The sequence below is a fragment of the Nocardia sp. NPDC055053 genome (assembly GCF_053608285.1).
In genome coordinates this window covers 230,543-250,634 of sequence record NZ_JBSGVD010000008.1, presented here as the reverse complement: position 1 = coordinate 250,634, position 20,092 = coordinate 230,543, and the positions used below count along the sequence as shown (strand labels likewise).

Below are 20,092 nucleotides of genomic sequence, written 5' to 3'. Positions count from 1 at the left end.
GCTCGAGGTCGCGGCCCCTTGTGTCCCGCCGGTCAGGCACCGTTGCTTGCTCCTTCGTCGCGTACGCAACGGCGCCTGACCGGCGGGACGGCCGCCGACGGCCGACTGCGTCGGCCTGCCCCTCCTCGGGGTCGGGGCGTGCGTGGCCGGGAGCGGCGGAAGCCGCGTTTGTGCTCAGGTGCGGCTAGCGGGCCAGCCACTGTTCGGTGAAGGCTGCCTCGTTGTTGAGCAGTTCGAGCAGGTGCTCGGAGATCGCGGCCTCGATCTTGCCGCCGAACAGCGGGATCTTCACCTCGATGGTGCCGGTGACGGTGGCGGTCGAGCCGGTGCCGTCGGCGGTGAGGGTGACGGTGGCGTTCACCTTGGCCGGTGCGCCGTCGACGTGGGCCTCGACGGTGCCGGAGGTGCCGCTGTAGGTCTCGGTGCGGGGAATCACCAGGTCACCGGGGCGGACCGCGGTGATGGCCGGCGGGAGCTGGTCGGCGGGGATGGACTGGACCAGCTGGGCCCTGACCGTGGTGCCGTCGCTGGAGAAGGAATCGAGCCGGGCGCCGGGGCCGCCGACCTCTTCGAGACGAGCCTTCCAGTACTGCTCGTCGGAGAACGCCGCGCGCACGGCCTCGACCGAATAGGTGTAGCGAGCCGTGAACGCCAGAGGTGTAGCCATGCGCGACACGCTACCGGGTGTCCATCGGTGCTCGCCCTGCTAGGGCGCGGGATCGGCGACTCACCGGTGCCGGTGCGTGGGGGAATGGACCTGCGGCCGCGATGTGGTCCATGATCGGCATGTGAACGCGGCGATCAACAAGGAATCCACCGGAAGCGCGGCGCGGGTGCGTGACCTCCTCGCCGATACCGGCGCGGTGGTGCGCGAATCGGTGCAGCTGTCCGAACTGACGACCTTGCGGGTCGGTGGGCCCGCGCTGGTCGCCGAATGCGGTACGACCGACGCGCTGATCGCCGCGGTACGGACGCTGGACGCGGCCGGTGTCCGGGTGCTGCTGCTCGCCGGTGGATCGAACCTGCTCATCGACGACGCGGGCTTCGACGGTGTCGTGGTCCGGGTGGCGAACACCGGAGTGCGGATCGGTGCCGACAGCGTCGTCGCCGAGGCGGGGGCCAACTGGGACGAGGTCGTCGCGGCGACCGTCGCGGCCGGACTGGGTGGGCTGGAGTGCCTGTCCGGTATCCCCGGCTCGGCCGGTGCGACGCCGGTGCAGAACGTCGGCGCGTACGGCGTCGAGGTGGCTACGCTGCTGCGGCAGGTGCGGCTGCTCGACCGCGAGACCGGCGAGGTGCGCTGGGTCGAACCGGCCGCGCTCGGCTTCGGATACCGGACCAGCGTGCTCAAGCACAGCGACGACGCGGTGGTGCTCGCGGTCGAGTTCGCGCTCGATCCGTCGGGCAGGAGCGCGCCGCTGCGCTACGGCGAGCTGGCCAAGGCGTTCGGCGCGGGCGACGGCGAGACCCGCCCGGCCGCCGACGTCCGCGCGGAAGTGCTGCGGCTGCGGGCGGGCAAGGGCATGGTCCTCGATCCGGCCGATCACGACACCTGGAGCGCGGGCTCGTTCTTCACCAACCCGGTCGTCGGCGCGGATCGGCTGCCGCAGGTGCTGGCGGCGATCACCGCGCACCTCGGCGACGTGCCGGTGCCGACCTACCCCGCGCCCGACGGCACGAAGCTCTCGGCGGGCTGGCTGATCGAGCGGGCCGGGTTCGCGAAGGGTTTCCCTGGCGAGCAGGCTGCGGCGCGGTTGTCGACCAAGCACACGCTCGCGCTGACCAACCGCGGCACCGCGCGCGCGGCCGACATCGTCGAGCTGGCCCGCACGGTGCGCGCGGGCGTCCAGGAACGTTTCGGGGTGACGCTGGAACCGGAGCCGGTGCCGGTCGGCCTCACCCTGTGAGCCGGGCAGGTCGGTAGCTCGGCGTACATTCGATTCCGTGAGCAAACCTTCGGTAACCGCCTCGTTGCGTGCGCACGGGACGGCAGTTCAGCGTGTGCGCGGAACAAGGGCCGCCGATGGCCGTGGCATGGGCGTTCGACGTGGTCGGTCGCTGGTTGCGGTGATCTTGCTGGCCGTGCTCGTCGTGCTGACCGGATGCGCGATCGACCGCCCCGGCGGGGACGCGGCGACCGCGGGACCGGTCGCGCGGGTCGCCGCCACGCCATCGGCCGGAGCGACCGACGTCGACCCCGTCGCGCCCGTATCGGTCACCGTCGCCGACGGCCGGATCGACCAGATCGCGCTCACCAATGCCAGCGGCAAGCAGGTCGAAGGCAGGCTCAGCCCCGATCGCGCGACGTACCAGATCACCGAGCCGCTCGGCTACAACGCCACCTACACCTGGACCGGCACCGCGATCGGCACCGACGGCAAGCCGGTCCCGATCGACGGCACTTTCACCACCGTCAGCCCCACCTCGACGATCCCGGCCACGATCAATATCGGCGACGGCCAGGAAGTCGGCATCGCCGCCCCGATCGTCCTGAAGTTCACCGGCCCGGTGACGAACAAGGCGGCCGTGGAGAAGGCGCTCACCGTCACCACCGATCCCGGCACCGAGGGCTCGTGGGCGTGGCTGCCCGACGACGGCGGTTCCCGGGTGCACTGGCGTCCTAAGGGGTATTGGACCTCCGGCACCACCGTGCACGTGGCGGCCAAGCTCTACGGCGTCGACTTCGGCGGCGGCGCCTACGGCGACGCCGACCTCACCTCCGACTTCACCGTCGGCCGCAGCCAGATCGTGATCGCCAACGCCCCGAGCCACCGCATGCAGGTGGTCCGCGACGGCGTCACCGTCTTCGACTTCGCCGTCTCCTACGGCGAGGGCAACGAGCCGCGCAATGTCACCCGCTCGGGCACCCACGTGGTCACCGAGAAGTACGAGGACTTCATGATGTCGAATCCGCCGTACTACACCAATGTTCGCGAGCGCTGGGCCGTGCGGATCTCCAACAACGGCGAGTTCATCCACGCCAACCCCGAATCCCTGTCCGCCCAGGGTTCGTCCAACGTCACCAACGGCTGCATCAACCTCTCGCCCGCGGACGCCCAGGCCTACTTCCCGACCGCCCTGTACGGCGACCCGGTCGAGGTCACCGGCACCTCCATCGAGCTCTCCCAGGCCGACGGCGACATCTACGACTGGGCCATCGACTGGCCGACCTGGCAGTCCATGTCGGCGTTGTCCGCGGATTCCGCGCCGGGTGGATCGGCGGCCGGTCCGCGCTAGAGCTGGTGGACCGAGCTACGCGCACAAGCCATCGTCCGGATACCGGCGCACCCCGCACGCTGCACGCGTGTGGGGTGCGCGGTTTCGCGGCGATGCTCGTCAGACCAGGGCCGGGGTTCGGCTTGGCCAGCGGGGGTGGTTTCGGTCGATGACGTAGGAGTGGGTGTGCTGGTAATGGCGTGGGCCTACCTGGATCGCATCGGTGAGGATCGCCGGGTCGACGGTGCCGATCTCGTGGATGTGGGTGATCTCGGTGGGATCCTGGCGTGGCCACAGGCGGACCGCCGTGGCGACGCCGAGGGCGGCGATGACGGCCAGAGTGATCCAGGTGGTGGTGAAGCCCGCGGTGGTGGCCAGCCAGCCCGTGATCGGGTAGGTGATCAGCCAGGCCAGGTGTGAGAGCGAGAACTGGGCGGCGAAGAGGGCGGGGCGGTCCTCGGCGCGGGCCGAGCGGCGCAGGACGCGGCCGGTGGGGGTGAGGACCAGGCCGGTGCCCGCGCCGATGACGGCCCAGGTGGCCAGGGCGGCGGCCCAGCTCCAGTCCCCGATGCTCGCGGTCGACAGGGTGATCGCGGCGGCCAGGCCGGTGACGAGGACGGCCGCGCCGGTGAGCATCACCGGACGTTCGCCGCGCCGGTCCAGGATCTTGGGCAGCGTCAGGGCGACGAGCATCGTGCCGAAGCCATTGGCAGCCAGCAGCAGCGCGACGCCGGACTGGTCGCCGCCGAGCACGTCGCGGGCGTAGTTCACGGTGTTGACCATGACCACCGAGCCCGCCGCCGCGACCACCAGGTTCAGCCCGAGCAGTCCGCGTAGCCGCGGGGTGGCCGCGAACAGGCGCAGCCCGGCGGCGAGGCGCTGGCCGATCGCGCCGTCGCCCACCACCGCGTCGGGGATGCTCGCGGCCATGACCAGGGCGATCGAGATCAGGAAGCCGATACCGGTGCCGACGAACAGCCAGTGGAAGCTGATCACGCTGAGCGCCAGCGCGGCCAGCATCGGGCTGAGCAGGGTTTCCATGGTCGCGGCCAGCTGGGCGGCCGAGAGTGCCTTCGTGTAATTGCGCTCGTCGGGCAGGATGTCGGGCAGGACGGCCTGGTAGGTGGGGGTGTAGGCGGCCGAGGCGATCTGGAGCAGGGTGATCAGCACGTAGATCTGCCAGATCTGGTCGACGAACGGCAGGGCGAGCACGATCGCGCCGCGAATGCCGTTGAGCGCCATCAGGAATTGCCTGCGGGGGAGTCGGCCCGCGTACGCGCCCGCGATCGGCGCCACGATGACGTAGGCGATCATCTTCAACGTCAGCGCGGTGCCGAGCACGATCGCGGCGTTCCCGCCCGCCAGCTCGTAGGCGAGCAGGCCGAGGGCGACGGTGGTGAGACCGGTGCCGAACAGGGCGGCGACCTGCGCGGTGAACAGCAGGCGATAGTCCCGGTTGGCGAACAGTGAGGTGGTCATGATGGTCGACCCTCCTGGGTAATGCATGGTCTCTTATCTGCGTATAGATGCAACTATATACCCTTGGGGGGTATTCCGGTCAAGGGGTGAATCGCTTCCGCTTGACCTGAAGGAAGGTTGAGGTAGCACCGTTGTGCGCAGCGGCGGCCGAGTGGCCGCCACCGAGCTGGAGGAACTTATGAGCGCCACGGTTGAGCACGCCAGGACCGCGATCCGCCCGCTGCGGATGGCCGTCGTCATCGGCAGCACCAGGCAGGGGCGCTTCGGCCCGACCGTCGCCGACTGGTTCGTCCGGCAGGCGCGGCTGCGCGACACCATGGAGGTCGACGTCGTCGACGCGGGCCAGGTCGAACTGCCGCCGAGCTTCGGCGCCGCCACCGAGCACCCGTCCGTGGCCGAGGCCACCGCGAAACTCTCCCACGCGGACGCCTTCGTCGTGGTGACACCGGAGTACAACCACAGCTACCCCGGAACCCTGAAGAACCTGATCGACACCCACCACACCGAGTGGCAGGCCAAACCGGTCGGCTTCGTCTCCTACGGCGGCATCTCCGGCGGCCTGCGCGCCGTGGAACATCTGCGCCCGGTGTTCGCCGAACTGCACGCGGTCACGGTGCGCGACTCGGTCGCCTTCCCCAACCCGTGGGGCCGGTTCGACGACGCAGGCGACCTGATCGACGTGGCGGGCGCCGACACCGCCGCCGCGGCTCTGCTCGACCAGCTGACCTGGTGGGGCCAGGCCCTGCGCACCGCCCGCGCCGTCCGCCCGTACGGGAAGTGACCGCCGTGCTCACCACAACGACGACAGCCCCAACCCGTAACCCGATGCGCATCGCGCTGGTGCTGGTGGTCGGCATGATCATGGCGACCCTCGATCAGACGATCGTGAACGTCGCCATCAACAAACTCTCCGCCGAGTTCGACGCGGGACTGAGCACGATCCAGTGGGTGGCCACCGGTTACTCGCTGGCGCTGGGCGCCGTGGTCCCGACCTCGGCCTGGCTGGTCGGCCGCTTCGGCGCCAAACGGCTGTATCTGACGGCGGTCACGGCCTTCGTCTTCGGCTCGGTCCTGGCGGGCCTGGCCTGGAACATCGAGTCGCTCATCGCCTTCCGGGTGGTGCAGGGCGCGAGCGGTGGCCTGCTGATGCCGGTCGCCATGACCATCCTGCTGCGCGCGGCGGGCCCGGAGCGGCTGGGCCGGTTGATGAGCACCCTGGGCTTGGCGATCCTGGTCGGTCCGCTGCTGGGACCGGTGATCGGTGGCTATCTCATCGACGAGGTGTCGTGGCGGTGGATGTTCTTCCTGAACCTGCCGCTGGGCGCGCTGGTCCTGGTGCTGGCCGCCCGGGTGGTGCCCGATGACGTGCCCGAGCCGCCGCGTCCGCTCGATGTCGTCGGCCTGCTGCTCATGTCGCCCGGTCTCGCGCTGGTGATCTACGGCGTGACGGCGGCGGGGGAGAGTGCCGGCTTCGCGACACCGTCGGTGCTGGTGCCGCTGCTGGCTGGCGCCGGGCTGATCGTCGCCTTCGTGCTGCGGTCGCTGAGCGTCCCGGTTCCGCTGCTGGATCTACGCGTGCTCGGCAATCGCACGACCGGCATCTCCGCCGCGCTGCTTGCCCTGTTCGCGAGCGGCTACTTCGGCTCGATGCTGTTGCTGCCGTTGTACTTCCAGGTGGTGCGCGGTGAATCCGCCCTGGTGGCAGGCGCTCTCGGCATTCCGTTCGCGCTGGCGTCGGGCGCGACAATGCAGGTGGCCGGCCGGTTGATCGACCGGATTCCGCCCGGCCGCTATCTGCCGGTGTCGATCACGGTGGCGCTCACCGGTTTCGCGCTGTTCGTGCTTCAGCTCGACGCGGACGCGCCGTACTGGGCGCTCGGCGCGACCATGCTGCTGATGGGCGCGGGTGGCGGCGGCACGATGATGCCGGTGATCACCACCGCGACGAGGCCGCTGAACCGGGCGCAGCAGCCTGCCGGGTCGACGGTGCTGAACATGATCAGCACCACGGCGATGGCGATCGGCACCGCGGTGGCCTCGGTGACGCTGGGCGCACTGCTCCCGGTGACCGGCGGGCTCCAGGCCCTGCACGCCATGGACCCGGCGCAGCGCGCGGACCTGGCCCCGGCGCTGGCCGAGGCCTTCCAGCACACCTACTGGATCGCCCCGGTCATGATCGCGCTGGCGATGATTCCCGCGCTGATGCTGCCGCGGCGGCAAACCGCTGCGGTGTGAGTACTGGTCAGGCCGACTCGCTGGCGCGTTCCTTGCTCAGCGAGTCGGCCTGCTCGGTGCTCAGCCCCTGCTGCTTGGCCAGCAGGTCGCGGATCTCGATGAGCAGCTCGGTCTCGGTGGGCTCGGCGGCCTTGGTGGTGCCGAACTTGTTCTTCAGCGACTTCATCGGCAGCATCAGCACGAAGTACAGGACCGCGGCGACCATGAAGAAGTCGATGAACGCGGTGATGATCGGGCCGAGCGCGATGAAGGTCGCCGGCTTGCTCGCGATCAGCTGGACGCCCAGACCCAGCTCGTTGGTCGAGCCGAACACCGCGAGCAGCGGGTTGACGAGCCCCTTGGTGAACGAGGTGACCACGGCGGTGAACGCGGTGCCCATGACCACCGCGACCGCGAGGTCGATGACGTTCCCGCGCATCAGGAAGTCTTTGAACCCGTCGAACACGGACTTGATACTGCGCATCGGTGAAGCACTCCTAGGACTGGCTATCGGCAAACGTGGTGATGTTATCGGCCGTGCCAGCGGGTAGCGAATTCACAGCTATGTCATGGTCGGCCCTGCGCAGTATCGGTGCCCGAGGCGTGCTCCGCCACTCGGACAGCGCGGGACCCCGGATTCGGTTGCCCGGTCCGGGGATTGAACGCCGCAGGTCAGGAGCGTCGCGCGAAGCTGCCTGGCCCTGCCTGGTCACGGGGCTTGACGACGATCGTGTCGAGGTTCACGTGCGGCGGCCGGTTGGCGACGAAGCCGACGATCTCGGCGATGTCCTGGGCGTAGAGCGGGTCGATGCCCTCGTAGACCTTGGCGGCGCGTTCGGTGTCGCCGTCGAAGCGGACCAGCGAGAACTCGGTCTCCACCGCGCCAGGCGCGATCTCGGTCAGGCGGACCGGCTGACCGAGCAGCTCGTCGCGCAGGGTGCGGTGCAGCACGGCCTGGGCGTGCTTGGCGGAGGTGTAGCCCGAGCCGTTCGGGTAGGCGTGGAAGGCGGCGATCGAGGTGATGGTGACGATCAGGCCGTCGCCGGAGGCGATCAGCTTCGGCAGCAACGCCTTGGTCAGGCGCAGGGTGCCGAGGACGTTGGTCTCCCACATCCAGCGCCAGTCGTCGAGGTCGGCCTCGGCGACCGAGGCCAGGCCCTTGGCGCCGCCCGCGTTGTTGACCAGCACGTCGACCCGGTCGATCGCGTCGGTGAAAGCGCGCACCGACTCCTCGGCGGTGACGTCGAGTTCGACGGCGGTGCCGCCGATCTCCTCGGCCAGCCGCCGCACCCGGTCGAACCGCCGGGCGCCCACGTAGACGTGGTACCCCTGCTTCGCGAGTTCCCGGGCGGTGGCCTCACCGATTCCCGAGCTGGCTCCGGTGACGACGGCGGTGCGAGTGCTCATGGGTAGTGATCCTATTCGCCGCGGATTCGCTGTCGCCATGGCTCGGATCACCGTGATGTGGACCGGCGTTAGCCTGTCGGCATGGCTATTCGCGATGCTGTCAGTGCCGATGGAACCAGGATCGTCTACCGGGTGAGCGGCCCGGAGACCGGAAGGCCCCTGGTGCTGCTGCACGGCTGGGCGGGCAATCTGCGTTGCTGGGGTGCGGCGGCCGACGATCTGGCACAGCGGTATCGCGTGCTCGCCGTCGACCTGCGCGGGCACGGCTACTCCGACGATCCCGGCGCCGGCTACGACGATCCGAAGGCGTGGGGCGCCGATGTCGCCGCGGTGCTGGCGGCCGAGGGCATCGAGTCGGGGGCGGTGCTGCTCGGCTGGTCCTACGGCGGCATCGTGGCCACCGACTATCTGGCCACGCACGGTAGCTCGGCCGTCGCGGCCGCCATCTACTGCGGCGCGCCAGCCAATATCGGCCCGAACGTGCCGGGTGCGGCGCCCGGCCCGGCCATGGAGAAGGCGATTCCCGGCGTCTTCGACGAGGCCGCCGGTCGGGCGGTGCGCGGATTCTCCGTGTTCGGCAATGCCAACACCGGTCCCGGCGAGGACAAGGGTGTCGATGCTCAGCGCCTGTTCGGCACGAGCCTGGCCACCACGCCGTCGGTGCGCAAGGCGCTGTTCTACCGGACCATCGACAACACCGAGACCCTGCGCGCGCTCGACATCCCGGTCCTGGTGCTGCACGGCACCGAGGATCCGGTCGTGCCCGCCGCCAATGGCCGGTACATCGCCGACAATGCCCCTGACGCCCGCATTTCGCTGTGGGAGGGCGCGCAGCACGGGCTGTTCATCGAGGATCGGCCGCGCTTCTTCGCCGAGGTCAGCGCGTTCATCGACGCGCTGGGCTGAAGTTTCACCCCTCGGTTTCTGTGAATCATCGATGTTTCAGAAACCGGGGTGGGTTCGCGGCGTGATGCCTACCCTCTATCGCACGGTCTTTCTTCCGGCCGGGCATGGAGGTGGCGCATGGGCGTCGTGGCGCGGTGTTGGCTTCTTCTGGCGGCGTGCCTCGTCGGTGCGCAAGCGGTGGCGGGCGCGGCGCCGCCCGACCCGCGCGACACCGCCCGGCTGGTCTCGGTGACGCCGGGGCAGGGGCGGGTCGTCGACCTGGTCGTGCATTCGGCGGCGATGGGCCGATCGGTGCACGTCGCGGTCCTGCCCGCGGCCGATCGCGCGGCGGCCGCGCCGGTCCTCTACCTGCTCAACGGTGTCGACGGCGGCAGCACGACCGGCGACTGGCGCGACGGCGGAAACTGGCTGACCCGCACCGACGCCGCGCGGTTCTTCGCGGACAAACAGGTCACCGTGGTGATGCCGATCGGCGGCGCGGGCAGCTACTACGCGGACTGGCGCGCCGACGACCCGGTCCTCGGCCGCCAGCGCTGGACAACCTTCCTCACCCGCGAACTGCCCCGCCTGATCGACACCGAATTCCACGGCACCGGCGCCAACGCCGTCGCGGGCGTCTCCATGGCCGGCACCGCCGCCTTCCAGCTCGCGCTCGCCGCGCCGCAGCTCTACCGCGCCGTCGGCAGCTACAGCGGCTGCGCCGCGACCAGCGGTCCCCAGGGTCATGCCATCGTCAACACGGTCGTCTCCGGCCAGAACGGCGACCCTGTGAACATGTGGGGACAACCCGGCGACCCGCTCTGGGCCGCCAACGACCCCTTCCTGCACGCCGACCGCCTCCGCGGCCTGGCCATCTACGTGGCCTCCGGCACCGGCCTGCCCGGCCCGCTGGACACCATCGAAGGCCCCGGCATCGGCGGCGATACCGCGAAACTGCTCGACCAGCTCCTCGTCGGTGGCGCGCTCGACGCCGTCACCGGACTGTGCACCAGGCAACTGGCCGTCCGCCTCGGCGAATTGGGCATCCCGGCCACCGTCGACCTGCGCCCGGACGGAACCCATTCCTGGGGCTACTGGAACGACGACCTGCACCGCTCGTGGCCGCTGTTCGCCGAGGCGTTGCGGTGAGCTGACAGCGGGCGCGATCCGGTCGCCGGACGGCGTGCGGGAGTGTGACGGCGGCGACAATACGCGGCGACCGGTCGGATTAATTGTGATCTTCGGGCGTGGCTCGAGCGCTGTTGGACCGCATTATCCGCGGGCTATTTCAGCGAGGAATCGAGGGCGATTCCGACCGTTTGGTGTTCGCTATGAGCACGCGACGACGGGTAATCCGAGGATAGCTGAGGTAGGCATTCGCGCAGGTAAAGCCCCCTTCCTCTGCCGCCATGACCAGCTGATCTGCTCGTCGCGAACGCCGATGTGATACGACTGTGATTGTGATCTAGAACTACGAAGTTTGTTCACACAGGACGGTGGAAAATCTTCTGGTAATCGTCACAATGTTTTCGCGAATCCGTGTGTAGCGTTCGGGAATGCCGTTTGATCGCGGCAGAAGGGTTCGGCGTCGAGATCGGAGTTCGATGATGTTTGGTCGGGCAGTGGGCGCTCGGATCGTTGTGGTTGTGCTCGCCGTGCTGGCCGGCGTCGGGATGGCGTCGCCCGCGGTCGGGGCCGAACAGGCGCGGATCGAGGATCAGCGGACGGAGCCCGATCGCACGATCGATGTCGGGGTGTACTCGCCGTCGATGGACACCGTCACCCGGGTGCGCGTGCTGCGTGCCGCCGACCCGGAAAAGCCGGCGCCGACGCTGTATCTGCTCAACGGAGTCGGTGGCGGCAGCGACGGCAACTGGCTCGATCGCACCGATGTGGTCGAGTTCTTCCGGGACAAGCAGGTCAATGTGGTGATCCCTTTCGGCGGGGCAGGCAGCTACTTCGCCGACTGGCGGGCCGACGATCCCGTGCTCGGCAAGCCGCGCTGGACCACCTTCCTCACCAAGGAACTGCCGCCGGTGATCGACGCCGCGTTCGGCGGCACCGGCGCCAACGCCATCGCGGGACTGTCGATGGCGGGGACCTCGGTGTTCCAGCTCGCGCTCGCCGCACCGGGGCTGTACCGGGCGATCGGGTCCTACAGCGGCTGCGTGCGCACCAGCGACGCCAGGGGACAGGCGATCGTGCGCACGGTGGTCGGCAGCCGGCTCGGCAACGCCGCCAATATGTGGGGCCCGCCCACCGATCCCGAGTGGTCGGCCAACGACCCCTATCTGCACGCGGAGGCGTTGCGCGGCACCGACGTCTACATCTCCTCCGGCACCGGGATCCCCGGTCCGTACGACACGATCGCCGCCCAGGCCGACCCGCTCCAGCTGATCTTCGGTGCCACGCTGGAAGCCGTCACCAACCTGTGCACCCAGCAGCTGCGCGACCGGCTCCAGTCGCTCGGCATCCCCGCGACCGTGGATCTGCGGCCCAACGGCACCCACACGTGGGGCTACTGGGAGCAGGACCTGCACAAGTCGTGGCCGGTCTTCGAGGCGGCGCTGGCGCGGCGAACGTGACGGCGAAAAACCGCTCGCGGCGGCGGCGCAGATCGGGCAGTCTCGGTATCGGCCACCGCGTGAACTCACTCACGAATATCCTGTGACGACCGTCACCGATCCCGGTAGGGATATCGGTGGCGGCGTCGCGGCGTGCACACTGGAGGGTGTGAGTCAGCGTCGTCCGGATCTCTTGCCCCACCGCATCGCGGTGCTGTCGGTGCATACGTCACCGCTGGCGCAGCCCGGAACCGGCGATGCGGGCGGCATGAACGTCTACGTGCTGCAGACCGCGCTCGAGCTCGCCAAACGCGGCACCGAGGTGGAGATCTTCACCCGGGCTACGTCGTCGGATCTGCCGCCGGTGGCGGAGGCTGGGCCGGGTGTGCTGGTCCGCCACGTCGTCGCCGGACCGTTCGAGGGTCTGGACAAGAACGAACTGCCCACCCAGCTGTGTCCGTTCACCGCCGAGGTGCTGCGCCAGGAGGCGCGCCACCTGCCCGGCCACTATGACCTCGTGCACTCGCACTACTGGCTCTCCGGCCAGGTCGGCTGGCTGGCCCGCGACCGCTGGCGAGTGCCGCTGGTGCACACCGCGCACACGCTGGCCGCGGTGAAGAACGCCGCGCTCGCCGAGGGCGACGCTCCCGAACCCGAGACCAGGGTGATCGGGGAGAAGCAGGTGATCGCCGAGGCGGATCGGCTCGTCGGCAACACCGGGGACGAAGCCCGTCAGCTCGTCGACCTGTACGGCGCCTCGCTCGATCGCATCGATGTGGTGCCGCCCGGCGCCGACCTGTCGCGCTACCGTCCCGGCGACAAGCTCGCGGCCCGCGCCGAACTCGGCCTCCGCCCCGACGAGCAGGTCGTCGCCTTCGTCGGGCGCATCCAGCCGCTCAAGGCGCCCGACGTGCTGGTGCGCGCCGCCGCGGAGCTGATCCACCGCGATCCCAGCCGCAAGCTGCGGGTGCTGATCGTCGGCGGACCGTCCGGCAGCGGCCTGGCCAGGCCCGACGCGCTCATCGAGCTGGCCGCGGGCCTCGGCATCACCGAGCAGGTCACCTTCCTGCCGCCGCAGCCCGCCGACCGGCTCGTCCAGGTGTATCGCGCGGCCGACGTCGTCGCCGTGCCCAGCTACAACGAATCCTTCGGACTGGTCGCCATCGAGGCGCAGGCCAGCGGCACCCCGGTGCTCGCCGCCGACGTGGGCGGACTTGGCACCGCCGTCCGGCACGGCGAATCCGGTCTGCTGGTTCCGGGACACCGCACCCCCGACTGGGCCGACGCCCTCGCCGCCCTGCTCGACGACCCCGACCGGCTGGCACGGATGAGCGCCACCGCCGTCGACCACGCGAGCCGGTTCTCCTGGGCGCACACCGCCGACGGCCTGCTCGACAGTTACGCTGCCGCGATGGCCGGATTCCGCGCCGAACGCGGCCCGATCGCCCTGCACGCGGGCGAGACCAGCCAGGCCAGATCGCGGGCGCTGTGGCGGCGCCGGACGGGAGTACGCAGGTGAGCGCCGTATCGCAGGTGATCGACGAGACACTGCGCGATCGCGAGATCGAATACACCCGCCACAGCGACGACACCTTCATCGTCGTGCTGCCCGGCGAACGCAAGCTCAAGACCACGGTGATGCTGACCGTCGGCAAGCACGGCGTTCGCATCGAATCGTTCGTCTGCCGCAAGCCCGACGAGAACTTCGAAGGCGTCTACAAATACCTGCTGCGCCGCAACCGCCGCCTCTTCGGCGTCTCCTACACCCTCGACAACGTCGGCGACATCTACCTCGTCGGCCGCATGTCCGCCGAGTCGGTCACCCCCGACGAACTCGACCGTGTCTTCGGCCAGATCCTCGAAGCCGTCGACACCGACTTCAACATGCTGCTCGAACTCGGCTTCGCCGAATCCATTCGCAAGGAATGGAAATGGCGCGTCGCCCGCGGCGAATCCCTCAAGAACCTCCGCGCCTTCGAACACCTCATCGACGAGTCCGACCAGGTCTGAACCGGTGCTGGGCGAGGGGTCGCCCAGCACCGTGTCATCTCAGCAGTTCGTCGGGACCGGTTCGTTGCGGAAGCGGGACTCGACGTAGTTCCAGGCGTCGACGAAGCCCGCGGCGGCCGCCGTCATGTGCTCGGAGATCTCGATCGTGGCGAGCTGGATCGGCGCACCCTGCGAGCAGAAGTGGGCGACCGACTCGGCCACCGGGCCGTACGGGGTGAGGGTGTCGTACTTGCCCTGCCAGATGTAGGTGGGCGCGGTGGGCGCCCCCGTGAAGTGGACGAGGCTGTTCTCCCGCAGGACGCCGCGGGCGACCTGGCTGGACATCAGATCCTTGGAGGCGGCCATCTGCTCGGCGTTGCGGAAGATACCGTGGAAGAGCAGGAAGCGGCGGCACGCGTCCTTGGTGAACTCACGGAACCACAGGCCTTGCTCGTTGAGCGAATCCGAGACCGGCACCTGCTCCGGGTACTCGCGCTCGATGCCCATGGCGGCCGCGAAGGCCAGGCCGAAGCCGGGGTGCGGCGCGAAACCGAGGGCGTCGGCCATCAATTCGAGGTCGGCGGGGATACCACCGGCGACCACCGCGGCGAGCTTCATCTCCGGCGCGTAGGTCGGCTGCAGCGCACCGGCCCAGGCGGTCGCCATGCCGCCACCGGAGTACCCGGCCAGCGCGACGGGCGAAGTGCCGAGGCCGAGCTCGGCGACCTTCTGAACGGCCCGAACGCTGTCCAGGGTGACCATGCCGCTCATCTTCGCCGCACCGTAGGCGACGGTGGGGCCGAGGTAGTCGGGCACCGAGACCGCCCAGCCGCGCCCGATCGGCAGCATCGCGCCCGGCGCGTCCTGCAGCTCGCCGTTGAACAGCGACTGCGACGGGTTGCAGCGCGTACCGATCGAGTTGATGAGCGCCTGGTAGGACACCAGCGGCGGGTTCTTCACGCCGATCGGCATCAGCACGGTGGTGACGCCCATGATCGCGTTGCCCGCGGAGTTGGTGGAGCGGAAGGCGACTTGCCAGCCCTCGGTACCGGGGTAGAGCATGGTGTCGATACGCCGGGTGCGCACGACATCGCCCGGCGCGAGCGCACCGATGTCACTCGGTGCTGTGAAGAACGGATCCGGATCCGGGGTCGGATACAACGGGTTCGCACCCGCCGGCGCGGCGAGGAAGCCCACACACAGCAGACTCAACACCAGTACAACGATTTTCGACACAGCTATCCTTCATCAGAGTAGTGCTGCCCAACTGACTAGACCCGACCCGCGTTGAAGTATCTAACGAATCGGGTCGACATGTACCGACCAGTAGTCAAAGTGTCGCGTGCCACATGCTGTGATCTTTCACATCGACCGGCCGGGAAGCGCCTCGTCGTGCGGCGACGGCGATGTGGATACACACCAGGGGGACAGGAAAGCGATGACGGCACTGGCACTCGACATCGGAGCGACCAAATTCGCTGCGGGACTGGTCGATCCGGACTATGCGCTGCGCGAGGTGCGCCGGGCAGCTACCGACGCCGACGATCCGTGGGCGGTCTGCCGTGAACTCCTGCTCGCTGTGGCGGGCGACATACCGGTGACCGCGGTCGGCATCGGCTCGGCAGGCCCGGTCGACGTGCCCGCCGGGGTGACCAGGCCGCTGAACCTGCCGCGGTGGCGCGACGGCTTCGCGATCGTCGCGCACGTGCGGGCGCTGTTCCCCGGGGCTGCGGTGCGGTTCGCGATCGACGGCGCGTGCCTGGTGCTGGCCGAACATCGCGTCGGCGGGCTGCGCGGGGTGGACAACGGGCTGGCGCTGACGGTGTCGTCCGGGGTCGGCGGCGGGATCGTCGCCGACGGGCGAGTGCTGACCGGGCGCACCGGCAATGGCGGGCACATCGGGCACATCGTCGTGCCGGGTGACCAGACGCCGTGCAGTTGCGGGGGCTTCGGGTGTGTCGAGGCCGTCGCCGGTGGGATGTCATCGGTGCGCTGGGCGCGCGAGCGGGGCTGGACCGGCGAGACCGGCGCCGAGCTCGCCGCGGCGGCGCACCAGGGCGACCCGGTGGCGACCGCCGCCATGGCGCGCGCGGGAACCGCACTCGGACAGGCGATCTCCTCCGCCGCAGCCCTGCTCGATGTGGACCGCGTGGTGATCAGCGGCGGCTTCGCGCACTCGGGCGCACCGCTGTGGGAGCCGTTGCGGGCCGCCGTCGCCCGGCACGCGCGGCTGGAATTCCTGCGCGAGCTCACGGTGGAGCTGTCGACCCTGGCCGACGGCGCGACCCTCGTCGGCGCGGGAGTACTCGCGGTGGAGGCGACGCTCTGACGGAGTGCGCGAAGCCGGGTTCGACGAGGTGGCGTGGGTCTGATCCAGGCCCTGATGCCAGAATGGCCCCATGACCTACACCCTCGTGCTACTGCGCCACGGCGAGAGCGAATGGAATGCCCTCAACTTGTTCACCGGCTGGGTGGATGTGCACCTGACCGACAAGGGCATCGCCGAGGGCAAGCGGGCAGGCGAGCTGCTCGCCGAGCACGACGTTCTGCCCGACATCGTCTACACCTCGCTGCTGCGTCGCGCGATCAGCACCGCCAACAACGCGCTCGACGCCGCCGACCGGCTGTGGATCCCGGTCATCCGCGACTGGCGCCTCAACGAGCGCCACTACGGCGACCTGCAGGGCAAGAACAAGGAGCAGGTCCGCGAGCAGTACGGCCAGGACCAGTTCATGCTGTGGCGTCGCAGCTACGACACCCCGCCGCCGCCGATCGCCGACGACAACGAGTACAGCCAGGAAGGCGACCCGCGCTACGCGGGCATCGAGGTCCCCAAGACCGAATGCCTCAAGGACGTCGTCGCCCGCATGATCCCGTACTGGGAGAACACCATCTCCCAGGAGCTGCGCACCGGCAAGACCGTCCTGGTCGCCGCCCACGGCAACTCCCTGCGCGCGCTGGTCAAGCACCTCGACAACATCTCCGACGAGGACATCTCCAGCCTCAACATCCCCACCGGCATCCCGCTGCGCTACGAACTCGACGAGAACCTGCGCCCGGTCAAGCCGGCCGAGTACCTGGACCCGGAGGCCGCGGCCGCCGGCGCGGCCGCTGTCGCCAGCCAGGGCGGCAAGTAGTCGTTCGTTCGAATCGGCCCCACGCTGTGCACCGAGGTGGGGCTGATTCGGATCTACTCGTAGTGACCTCGGCACGCGACGACCGTCACGGCGGTATCGTCGGCGCGATAGACGATCCGATGCTCGTGGTCGATCCTGCGTGACCACCACCCGGTCAGGTTCTGCCGCAGGGGTTCGGACCACCCAGTGTCGGTGAAGGTGAGTTTCCTGCTCACTTCTCGTCCGAGGCTTCGTCGGTGTCTATCAGCTCACGAGCTGTCACCGCACCGGCCTCTGCCTGCGCGATCCCTCGCGCCAGCCATGCGGCATTGGCAGGGTTGGAGAGCAGATAAGCCGTCTCTTTCATGGCCTCCCACTCGCGCAGCGAGATCACCACTGCGGGCTCCTTGTTACCGCTGCGGGTGATGATCACCTCGTCGTTGTCCTCGGTAGCCGCGTCGAGGACGGCCGCAAAGTTGGCCCTGGCTTCGGTGGCATGCATAGCGCGCATGAATCAAGTGTGCGTGATTCTGTACAGATCCTTCCCCTCTTGGTCACGCGATGTCTCGCCTACGAAGCCGCGTCCAGCTCAGCGAACGCCGAGCGCGCTTGCGCGGCATCCTCGTCTGAAATCGGCCCCAACTCCCGGTCCCAGGATTCGAGCAGATCACGCAACGCAGCGCGCCGAGACCGCCGATCGACGTTGATCATGCGTTTATCCTCCCTGCGATGTCACACCTGCGGCGGCTGCGTCGTCACCTCGATAGACGCCGCGAACAGCGCGGCTGCCGAAGGAGGCTCGCCATGAACACCGCCTATGTCATCGTCACCGTCATCGCCGCACTCTGGGTCGGCTTCTCGGCCTTCTCGCTGCTGCGCCGCGCGGCGTTCGTGGTGGACCCGCTGGTGGAATACGGTGTGCCGCAGACCTGGTGGACGCCGCTGGGCCTCGCCAAGGCGGCCGGTTCGATCGGCCTGATCGTCGGTCTGTGGATTCCCGCCATCGGCATCGCGGCCGCCATCGGCCTGATCCTGTACTTCGCGGGTGCGGTGGTGACCGTTCTGCGGGCGCGTTCGTACAAGACTGTCGCCTTCCCGCTGATGTACCTGCTGCCGGTCGCGGTCGCACTCGGCCTCGGCGCTGCTGCCTAGGGCCACCGCCGGATGGTCGTGAGTCCGCGGCTCCCGCCGCAGACTTTGAGGTCGACGACTGCCCCCCGGCCTCCTCGAAGCCGCGCTGGCACCTGAACTCTCTGAGCTGACGTTCGATACGTCCGGAGGTGGTCGCTGATGCCGACCCGCACCGAACTCGACAAGTGGGACATCAGCAAACTGCGCGTGTGGGCAGGTGAAATCCGTGGTGACAGTGTCTATTACGAGGCGCAGCTTCATCGCATGAACACGCACTTCGCCGATATCCAATGGTCTGGGAAAGCCAAGGATGCCGCCGGAGACCGATGCGGGGGCATCGCGGCTCGAGAGCGAACGCAGTACTGTGCGCGCCAAAGTTGACGATGCCGAATGGGCGTGCGCGAGGACCCAGTGACCGGCGCGTCGGTCGACACGGCGATCGACGCGGCGAAGAATGAGTACGACAAGTGGAATCAACTCGCGGATACACAAATGAACTTGGATGACTACGCTGCTAGCGAGAGGCGCTTTAATGAGGCAGAGTCATTCATTTTCGATGAGATGAAGACGAATGTAAGTTCTGTTGATGTTGCCCGTATGGCCGAACTCAATGATGCTGCGTGGTGGGACTTCGCGTCTCACCCAGGCGCAACTTCATGAGGGAATTGAACAGGCGATGCGAGAAATGGATCAAGCGATGGGTGATGGCGGGGGAGTTACCCAGATCAGGGTAACTCAATGATCCTTATCTGGCAGGACCGCTCGGAGGTAGCGGGTGGTGGATAGGGTTTGCTTGATCGGTTCCTTCGGGCTTCTATGGTTCATGATGTTCTGGTTGCATGATCCCGGTCAGTCTCCCCGGATTCCGATGTGCCCGCCGGGAAATATTCCGCCATGGTGGCCGACTTGGTCGCCGGTTTAATCCTCCTAGGTTCGGTGCCAATCTGAGCTGTCGGTGGAGGCCGGGGAGGCCTCGAGTTGCAGTGTCTCGCTGGTCGCACCGCAGGTCGCGACGGCCTCGGCCGCTGGGGTGAGGCGGGCAGTGTTTGGCGCTAGACTGCCTGGAGACATCGACTGGGAGGGGCCTCGGTGAGCGTGGGTGGGGATGCTGCGGCGCAGCTGTGGAATGCGGCGTCGTCGGGGCAGTTGACGATGGAGCCGGATGCTGCTCGGGAAGTGGCTCAGGCGTATCTGCGGTTCGCGGTGATGTGTGATGAGTGGGTCGATGAGGCTAGGCATTTGACGACCATCAGCGGGTTCGGGTCGCTGGATTCCGCACTACAGTTGCAGCGGGGTTTTGCCAGCAAGGCGGATTCAGCAAGGCAAGTTCTGGAGCAGATGGCATCGGCGGCACGATCTATGGCAGACGGATACCTGCAGGCTGCGGGGATCCTCGGCGAGGCGGACGAGCTCAGCGCTGCCGCATTTAGCGCGATCGCGCGGTAGGAGCGAAATGAGATCAAGAACAGTCGCGTGGTGTGTCCTGCTGGCTTCGACTGTGACAGCCTGTGGGGCATCAACGGTTCCCGGTGCTCCGACCTCGTCGGGAGCGGGGGCGCTGACCGAATCGGCGACGACCCAGGCGGCGCGTCCGACGCTGACGGACTCGAAGCTGCAACCGCCGTCTCAAGACAACAAGCACACGCAATCGACCGGTCGTCCGAAGGTGGTCTTCGATCCATGTACGTGGATCGGCGCGGCCGACATCGAGTCGGTGGGCTTTCAGTCCGCGTCGCGCAAGCGGGGGCCGGACCTGGTCGCGGAGTACACGTTTTTGACCTGCACTTTCCGCAATCCGGACAACACCATGTCGCTGGGGCTGGACTCGGGAAACATCACCTGGGATGAGAACCTGAAGAAGAACGGCAGCTGGCTGGAGCCGGCGACGGTGAACGGTCGCAGAGCTGGGTTCGGCAAGGGCGAGCCTGGGAGCGACAACGAGTGCCATGTGCAGATGGAGACGAAGGTCGGCGTTGTACTGCTGTGGACCGGCATCCTGAGCTCGGGCCTACGCCAGAACCTCGACCCCTGCGCCAACATCATGGAAATCGCCTCGGTAGTAGAGAAATCCATCGGTAAGGAGAACTGACC

General features: G+C 68.4%; 24 protein-coding genes. 16 read left to right on the top strand and 8 right to left on the bottom strand.

From position 1 onward, the window contains the following. Nucleotides 1-184 precede the first annotated feature (184 nt). The gene (locus ACWF82_RS11650; RefSeq protein WP_452500371.1) at nt 185-667 is read right to left on the bottom strand and encodes a DUF2505 domain-containing protein; all 483 of its coding nucleotides are present in this window, start codon (nt 665-667) and stop codon (nt 185-187) included. A gap of 121 nt (nt 668-788) precedes the next feature. On the opposite strand from ACWF82_RS11650, the gene ACWF82_RS11645 reads away from it, so the two are divergent. Next, nucleotides 789-1,907: a UDP-N-acetylmuramate dehydrogenase gene (locus tag ACWF82_RS11645; RefSeq protein WP_452500369.1), complete on the top strand. Its 1,119-nt coding sequence runs from the start codon at nt 789-791 to the stop codon at nt 1,905-1,907. A gap of 127 nt (nt 1,908-2,034) precedes the next feature. Next, nucleotides 2,035-3,237, top strand: a complete 1,203-nt coding sequence (locus ACWF82_RS11640) for a L,D-transpeptidase (protein WP_452500386.1) — start codon at nt 2,035-2,037, stop codon at nt 3,235-3,237. A 99-nt stretch (nt 3,238-3,336) separates the two neighbouring features. Here ACWF82_RS11640 and ACWF82_RS11635 read toward each other — a convergent pair whose 3' ends face one another. Then, on the bottom strand, nt 3,337-4,695 hold the full coding sequence (locus tag ACWF82_RS11635) for an MFS transporter (RefSeq protein WP_452500367.1): 1,359 nt from the start codon (nt 4,693-4,695) through the stop codon (nt 3,337-3,339). Nucleotides 4,696-4,873: 178 nt separating this feature from the next. On the opposite strand from ACWF82_RS11635, the gene ACWF82_RS11630 reads away from it, so the two are divergent. Then, nucleotides 4,874-5,476 (top strand): NADPH-dependent FMN reductase, encoded by a 603-nt coding sequence (locus tag ACWF82_RS11630; RefSeq protein WP_452500365.1) that lies wholly within the window; start codon nt 4,874-4,876, stop codon nt 5,474-5,476. A gap of 5 nt (nt 5,477-5,481) precedes the next feature. After that, complete coding sequence (locus ACWF82_RS11625; RefSeq protein ID WP_452500363.1) at nt 5,482-6,930, top strand: DHA2 family efflux MFS transporter permease subunit; 1,449 nt, start codon at nt 5,482-5,484, stop codon at nt 6,928-6,930. Between the two features lie 7 nt (nt 6,931-6,937). On the opposite strand, the gene mscL is transcribed toward ACWF82_RS11625, so the two are convergent. After that, nucleotides 6,938-7,393 carry a large conductance mechanosensitive channel protein MscL gene (gene mscL / locus ACWF82_RS11620; protein WP_452500362.1) on the bottom strand — a complete coding sequence of 152 codons (456 nt, stop codon included), beginning with the start codon at nt 7,391-7,393 and terminating at the stop codon, nt 6,938-6,940. Nucleotides 7,394-7,581: 188 nt separating this feature from the next. Beyond that, complete coding sequence (locus ACWF82_RS11615; protein ID WP_452500360.1) at nt 7,582-8,316, bottom strand: SDR family NAD(P)-dependent oxidoreductase; 735 nt, start codon at nt 8,314-8,316, stop codon at nt 7,582-7,584. A gap of 81 nt (nt 8,317-8,397) precedes the next feature. Between ACWF82_RS11615 and ACWF82_RS11610 the strand changes: the two genes are divergently transcribed. From ACWF82_RS11610 to ACWF82_RS11590, 5 genes are all read left to right on the top strand, one after another. Next, a complete protein-coding gene (locus tag ACWF82_RS11610) occupies nt 8,398-9,222 on the top strand; it encodes an alpha/beta fold hydrolase (protein ID WP_452500358.1) in 825 nt (274 codons plus the stop codon). Between the two features lie 117 nt (nt 9,223-9,339). Beyond that, nucleotides 9,340-10,350 carry an alpha/beta hydrolase gene (locus ACWF82_RS11605; protein WP_452500356.1) on the top strand — a complete coding sequence of 337 codons (1,011 nt, stop codon included), beginning with the start codon at nt 9,340-9,342 and terminating at the stop codon, nt 10,348-10,350. A gap of 455 nt (nt 10,351-10,805) precedes the next feature. Then, on the top strand, nt 10,806-11,786 hold the full coding sequence (locus ACWF82_RS11600) for an alpha/beta hydrolase (protein WP_452500354.1): 981 nt from the start codon (nt 10,806-10,808) through the stop codon (nt 11,784-11,786). Nucleotides 11,787-11,925: 139 nt separating this feature from the next. Continuing rightward, entirely contained in the window at nt 11,926-13,284 is a 1,359-nt protein-coding gene (gene mshA / locus ACWF82_RS11595; protein WP_452500384.1) for a D-inositol-3-phosphate glycosyltransferase, read from the top strand. Then, a complete protein-coding gene (locus ACWF82_RS11590) occupies nt 13,281-13,775 on the top strand; it encodes a type III secretion system chaperone family protein (RefSeq protein WP_189025463.1) in 495 nt (164 codons plus the stop codon). The genes mshA and ACWF82_RS11590 overlap by 4 nt, the downstream gene beginning before the upstream one ends. A gap of 39 nt (nt 13,776-13,814) precedes the next feature. Here ACWF82_RS11590 and ACWF82_RS11585 read toward each other — a convergent pair whose 3' ends face one another. Continuing rightward, the gene (locus tag ACWF82_RS11585) at nt 13,815-14,990 is read right to left on the bottom strand and encodes a lipase family protein (protein ID WP_452500352.1); all 1,176 of its coding nucleotides are present in this window, start codon (nt 14,988-14,990) and stop codon (nt 13,815-13,817) included. Nucleotides 14,991-15,192: 202 nt separating this feature from the next. Between ACWF82_RS11585 and ACWF82_RS11580 the strand changes: the two genes are divergently transcribed. Both ACWF82_RS11580 and ACWF82_RS11575 read left to right on the top strand, forming a co-directional pair. Then, nucleotides 15,193-16,083: an ROK family protein gene (locus tag ACWF82_RS11580; RefSeq protein ID WP_452500350.1), complete on the top strand. Its 891-nt coding sequence runs from the start codon at nt 15,193-15,195 to the stop codon at nt 16,081-16,083. Nucleotides 16,084-16,153: 70 nt separating this feature from the next. Continuing rightward, a complete protein-coding gene (locus tag ACWF82_RS11575) occupies nt 16,154-16,891 on the top strand; it encodes a phosphoglyceromutase (protein WP_379029073.1) in 738 nt (245 codons plus the stop codon). A 53-nt stretch (nt 16,892-16,944) separates the two neighbouring features. On the opposite strand, the gene ACWF82_RS11570 is transcribed toward ACWF82_RS11575, so the two are convergent. Genes ACWF82_RS11570 through ACWF82_RS11560 form a run of 3 tightly spaced genes read right to left on the bottom strand, consistent with a single transcriptional unit; the run spans nt 16,945 to nt 17,581 of the window. Beyond that, a complete protein-coding gene (locus tag ACWF82_RS11570; protein ID WP_452500348.1) occupies nt 16,945-17,106 on the bottom strand; it encodes a Txe/YoeB family addiction module toxin in 162 nt (53 codons plus the stop codon). Then, nucleotides 17,103-17,381, bottom strand: coding sequence for a type II toxin-antitoxin system Phd/YefM family antitoxin (locus ACWF82_RS11565; protein WP_452500346.1), 279 nt, complete (start codon nt 17,379-17,381; stop codon nt 17,103-17,105). Before ACWF82_RS11565 ends, ACWF82_RS11570 begins: the two co-directional genes overlap by 4 nt. Before the next feature lie 59 nt (nt 17,382-17,440). Beyond that, nucleotides 17,441-17,581 (bottom strand): hypothetical protein, encoded by a 141-nt coding sequence (locus ACWF82_RS11560; protein WP_452500344.1) that lies wholly within the window; start codon nt 17,579-17,581, stop codon nt 17,441-17,443. 93 nt (nt 17,582-17,674) lie between these two features. Here ACWF82_RS11560 and ACWF82_RS11555 point away from each other — a divergent pair, with 93 nt between their 5' ends. The 5 genes from ACWF82_RS11555 to ACWF82_RS11535 all read left to right on the top strand — a co-directional run bounded on the left by ACWF82_RS11555 (nt 17,675) and on the right by ACWF82_RS11535 (nt 20,090). Next, nucleotides 17,675-18,022 (top strand): DoxX family protein, encoded by a 348-nt coding sequence (locus tag ACWF82_RS11555; protein WP_452500342.1) that lies wholly within the window; start codon nt 17,675-17,677, stop codon nt 18,020-18,022. A 138-nt stretch (nt 18,023-18,160) separates the two neighbouring features. Continuing rightward, nucleotides 18,161-18,382: a hypothetical protein gene (locus ACWF82_RS11550; RefSeq protein WP_452500340.1), complete on the top strand. Its 222-nt coding sequence runs from the start codon at nt 18,161-18,163 to the stop codon at nt 18,380-18,382. A gap of 9 nt (nt 18,383-18,391) precedes the next feature. Continuing rightward, on the top strand, nt 18,392-18,661 hold the full coding sequence (locus ACWF82_RS11545) for a hypothetical protein (RefSeq protein WP_452500338.1): 270 nt from the start codon (nt 18,392-18,394) through the stop codon (nt 18,659-18,661). 429 nt (nt 18,662-19,090) lie between these two features. Further along, nucleotides 19,091-19,447: a hypothetical protein gene (locus tag ACWF82_RS11540; RefSeq protein WP_452500336.1), complete on the top strand. Its 357-nt coding sequence runs from the start codon at nt 19,091-19,093 to the stop codon at nt 19,445-19,447. 7 nt (nt 19,448-19,454) lie between these two features. Then, entirely contained in the window at nt 19,455-20,090 is a 636-nt protein-coding gene (locus ACWF82_RS11535) for a DUF3558 domain-containing protein (RefSeq protein ID WP_452500334.1), read from the top strand. Nucleotides 20,091-20,092 lie beyond the last annotated feature (2 nt).

What these genes read in the sequence shown, in the direction of transcription:
- ACWF82_RS11545 (WP_452500338.1), top strand. Translation starts at nt 18,392, where the DNA reads ATGGGCGTGCGCGAGGACCCAGTGACCGGCGCGTCGGTCGACACGGCG.
- ACWF82_RS11575 (WP_379029073.1), top strand. Translation starts at nt 16,154, where the DNA reads ATGACCTACACCCTCGTGCTACTGCGCCACGGCGAGAGCGAATGGAAT.
- ACWF82_RS11635 (WP_452500367.1), bottom strand. Translation starts at nt 4,695, where the DNA reads ATGACCACCTCACTGTTCGCCAACCGGGACTATCGCCTGCTGTTCACC.
- ACWF82_RS11650 (WP_452500371.1), bottom strand. Translation starts at nt 667, where the DNA reads ATGGCTACACCTCTGGCGTTCACGGCTCGCTACACCTATTCGGTCGAG.
- ACWF82_RS11550 (WP_452500340.1), top strand. Translation starts at nt 18,161, where the DNA reads ATGCCGACCCGCACCGAACTCGACAAGTGGGACATCAGCAAACTGCGC.
- ACWF82_RS11630 (WP_452500365.1), top strand. Translation starts at nt 4,874, where the DNA reads ATGAGCGCCACGGTTGAGCACGCCAGGACCGCGATCCGCCCGCTGCGG.
- ACWF82_RS11580 (WP_452500350.1), top strand. Translation starts at nt 15,193, where the DNA reads ATGACGGCACTGGCACTCGACATCGGAGCGACCAAATTCGCTGCGGGA.
- ACWF82_RS11615 (WP_452500360.1), bottom strand. Translation starts at nt 8,316, where the DNA reads ATGAGCACTCGCACCGCCGTCGTCACCGGAGCCAGCTCGGGAATCGGT.
- ACWF82_RS11535 (WP_452500334.1), top strand. Translation starts at nt 19,455, where the DNA reads ATGAGATCAAGAACAGTCGCGTGGTGTGTCCTGCTGGCTTCGACTGTG.
- ACWF82_RS11605 (WP_452500356.1), top strand. Translation starts at nt 9,340, where the DNA reads ATGGGCGTCGTGGCGCGGTGTTGGCTTCTTCTGGCGGCGTGCCTCGTC.
- ACWF82_RS11610 (WP_452500358.1), top strand. Translation starts at nt 8,398, where the DNA reads ATGGCTATTCGCGATGCTGTCAGTGCCGATGGAACCAGGATCGTCTAC.
- ACWF82_RS11555 (WP_452500342.1), top strand. Translation starts at nt 17,675, where the DNA reads ATGAACACCGCCTATGTCATCGTCACCGTCATCGCCGCACTCTGGGTC.
- ACWF82_RS11640 (WP_452500386.1), top strand. Translation starts at nt 2,035, where the DNA reads ATGGGCGTTCGACGTGGTCGGTCGCTGGTTGCGGTGATCTTGCTGGCC.
- ACWF82_RS11600 (WP_452500354.1), top strand. Translation starts at nt 10,806, where the DNA reads ATGATGTTTGGTCGGGCAGTGGGCGCTCGGATCGTTGTGGTTGTGCTC.
- ACWF82_RS11560 (WP_452500344.1), bottom strand. Translation starts at nt 17,581, where the DNA reads ATGATCAACGTCGATCGGCGGTCTCGGCGCGCTGCGTTGCGTGATCTG.
- mscL (WP_452500362.1), bottom strand. Translation starts at nt 7,393, where the DNA reads ATGCGCAGTATCAAGTCCGTGTTCGACGGGTTCAAAGACTTCCTGATG.
- ACWF82_RS11565 (WP_452500346.1), bottom strand. Translation starts at nt 17,381, where the DNA reads ATGCGCGCTATGCATGCCACCGAAGCCAGGGCCAACTTTGCGGCCGTC.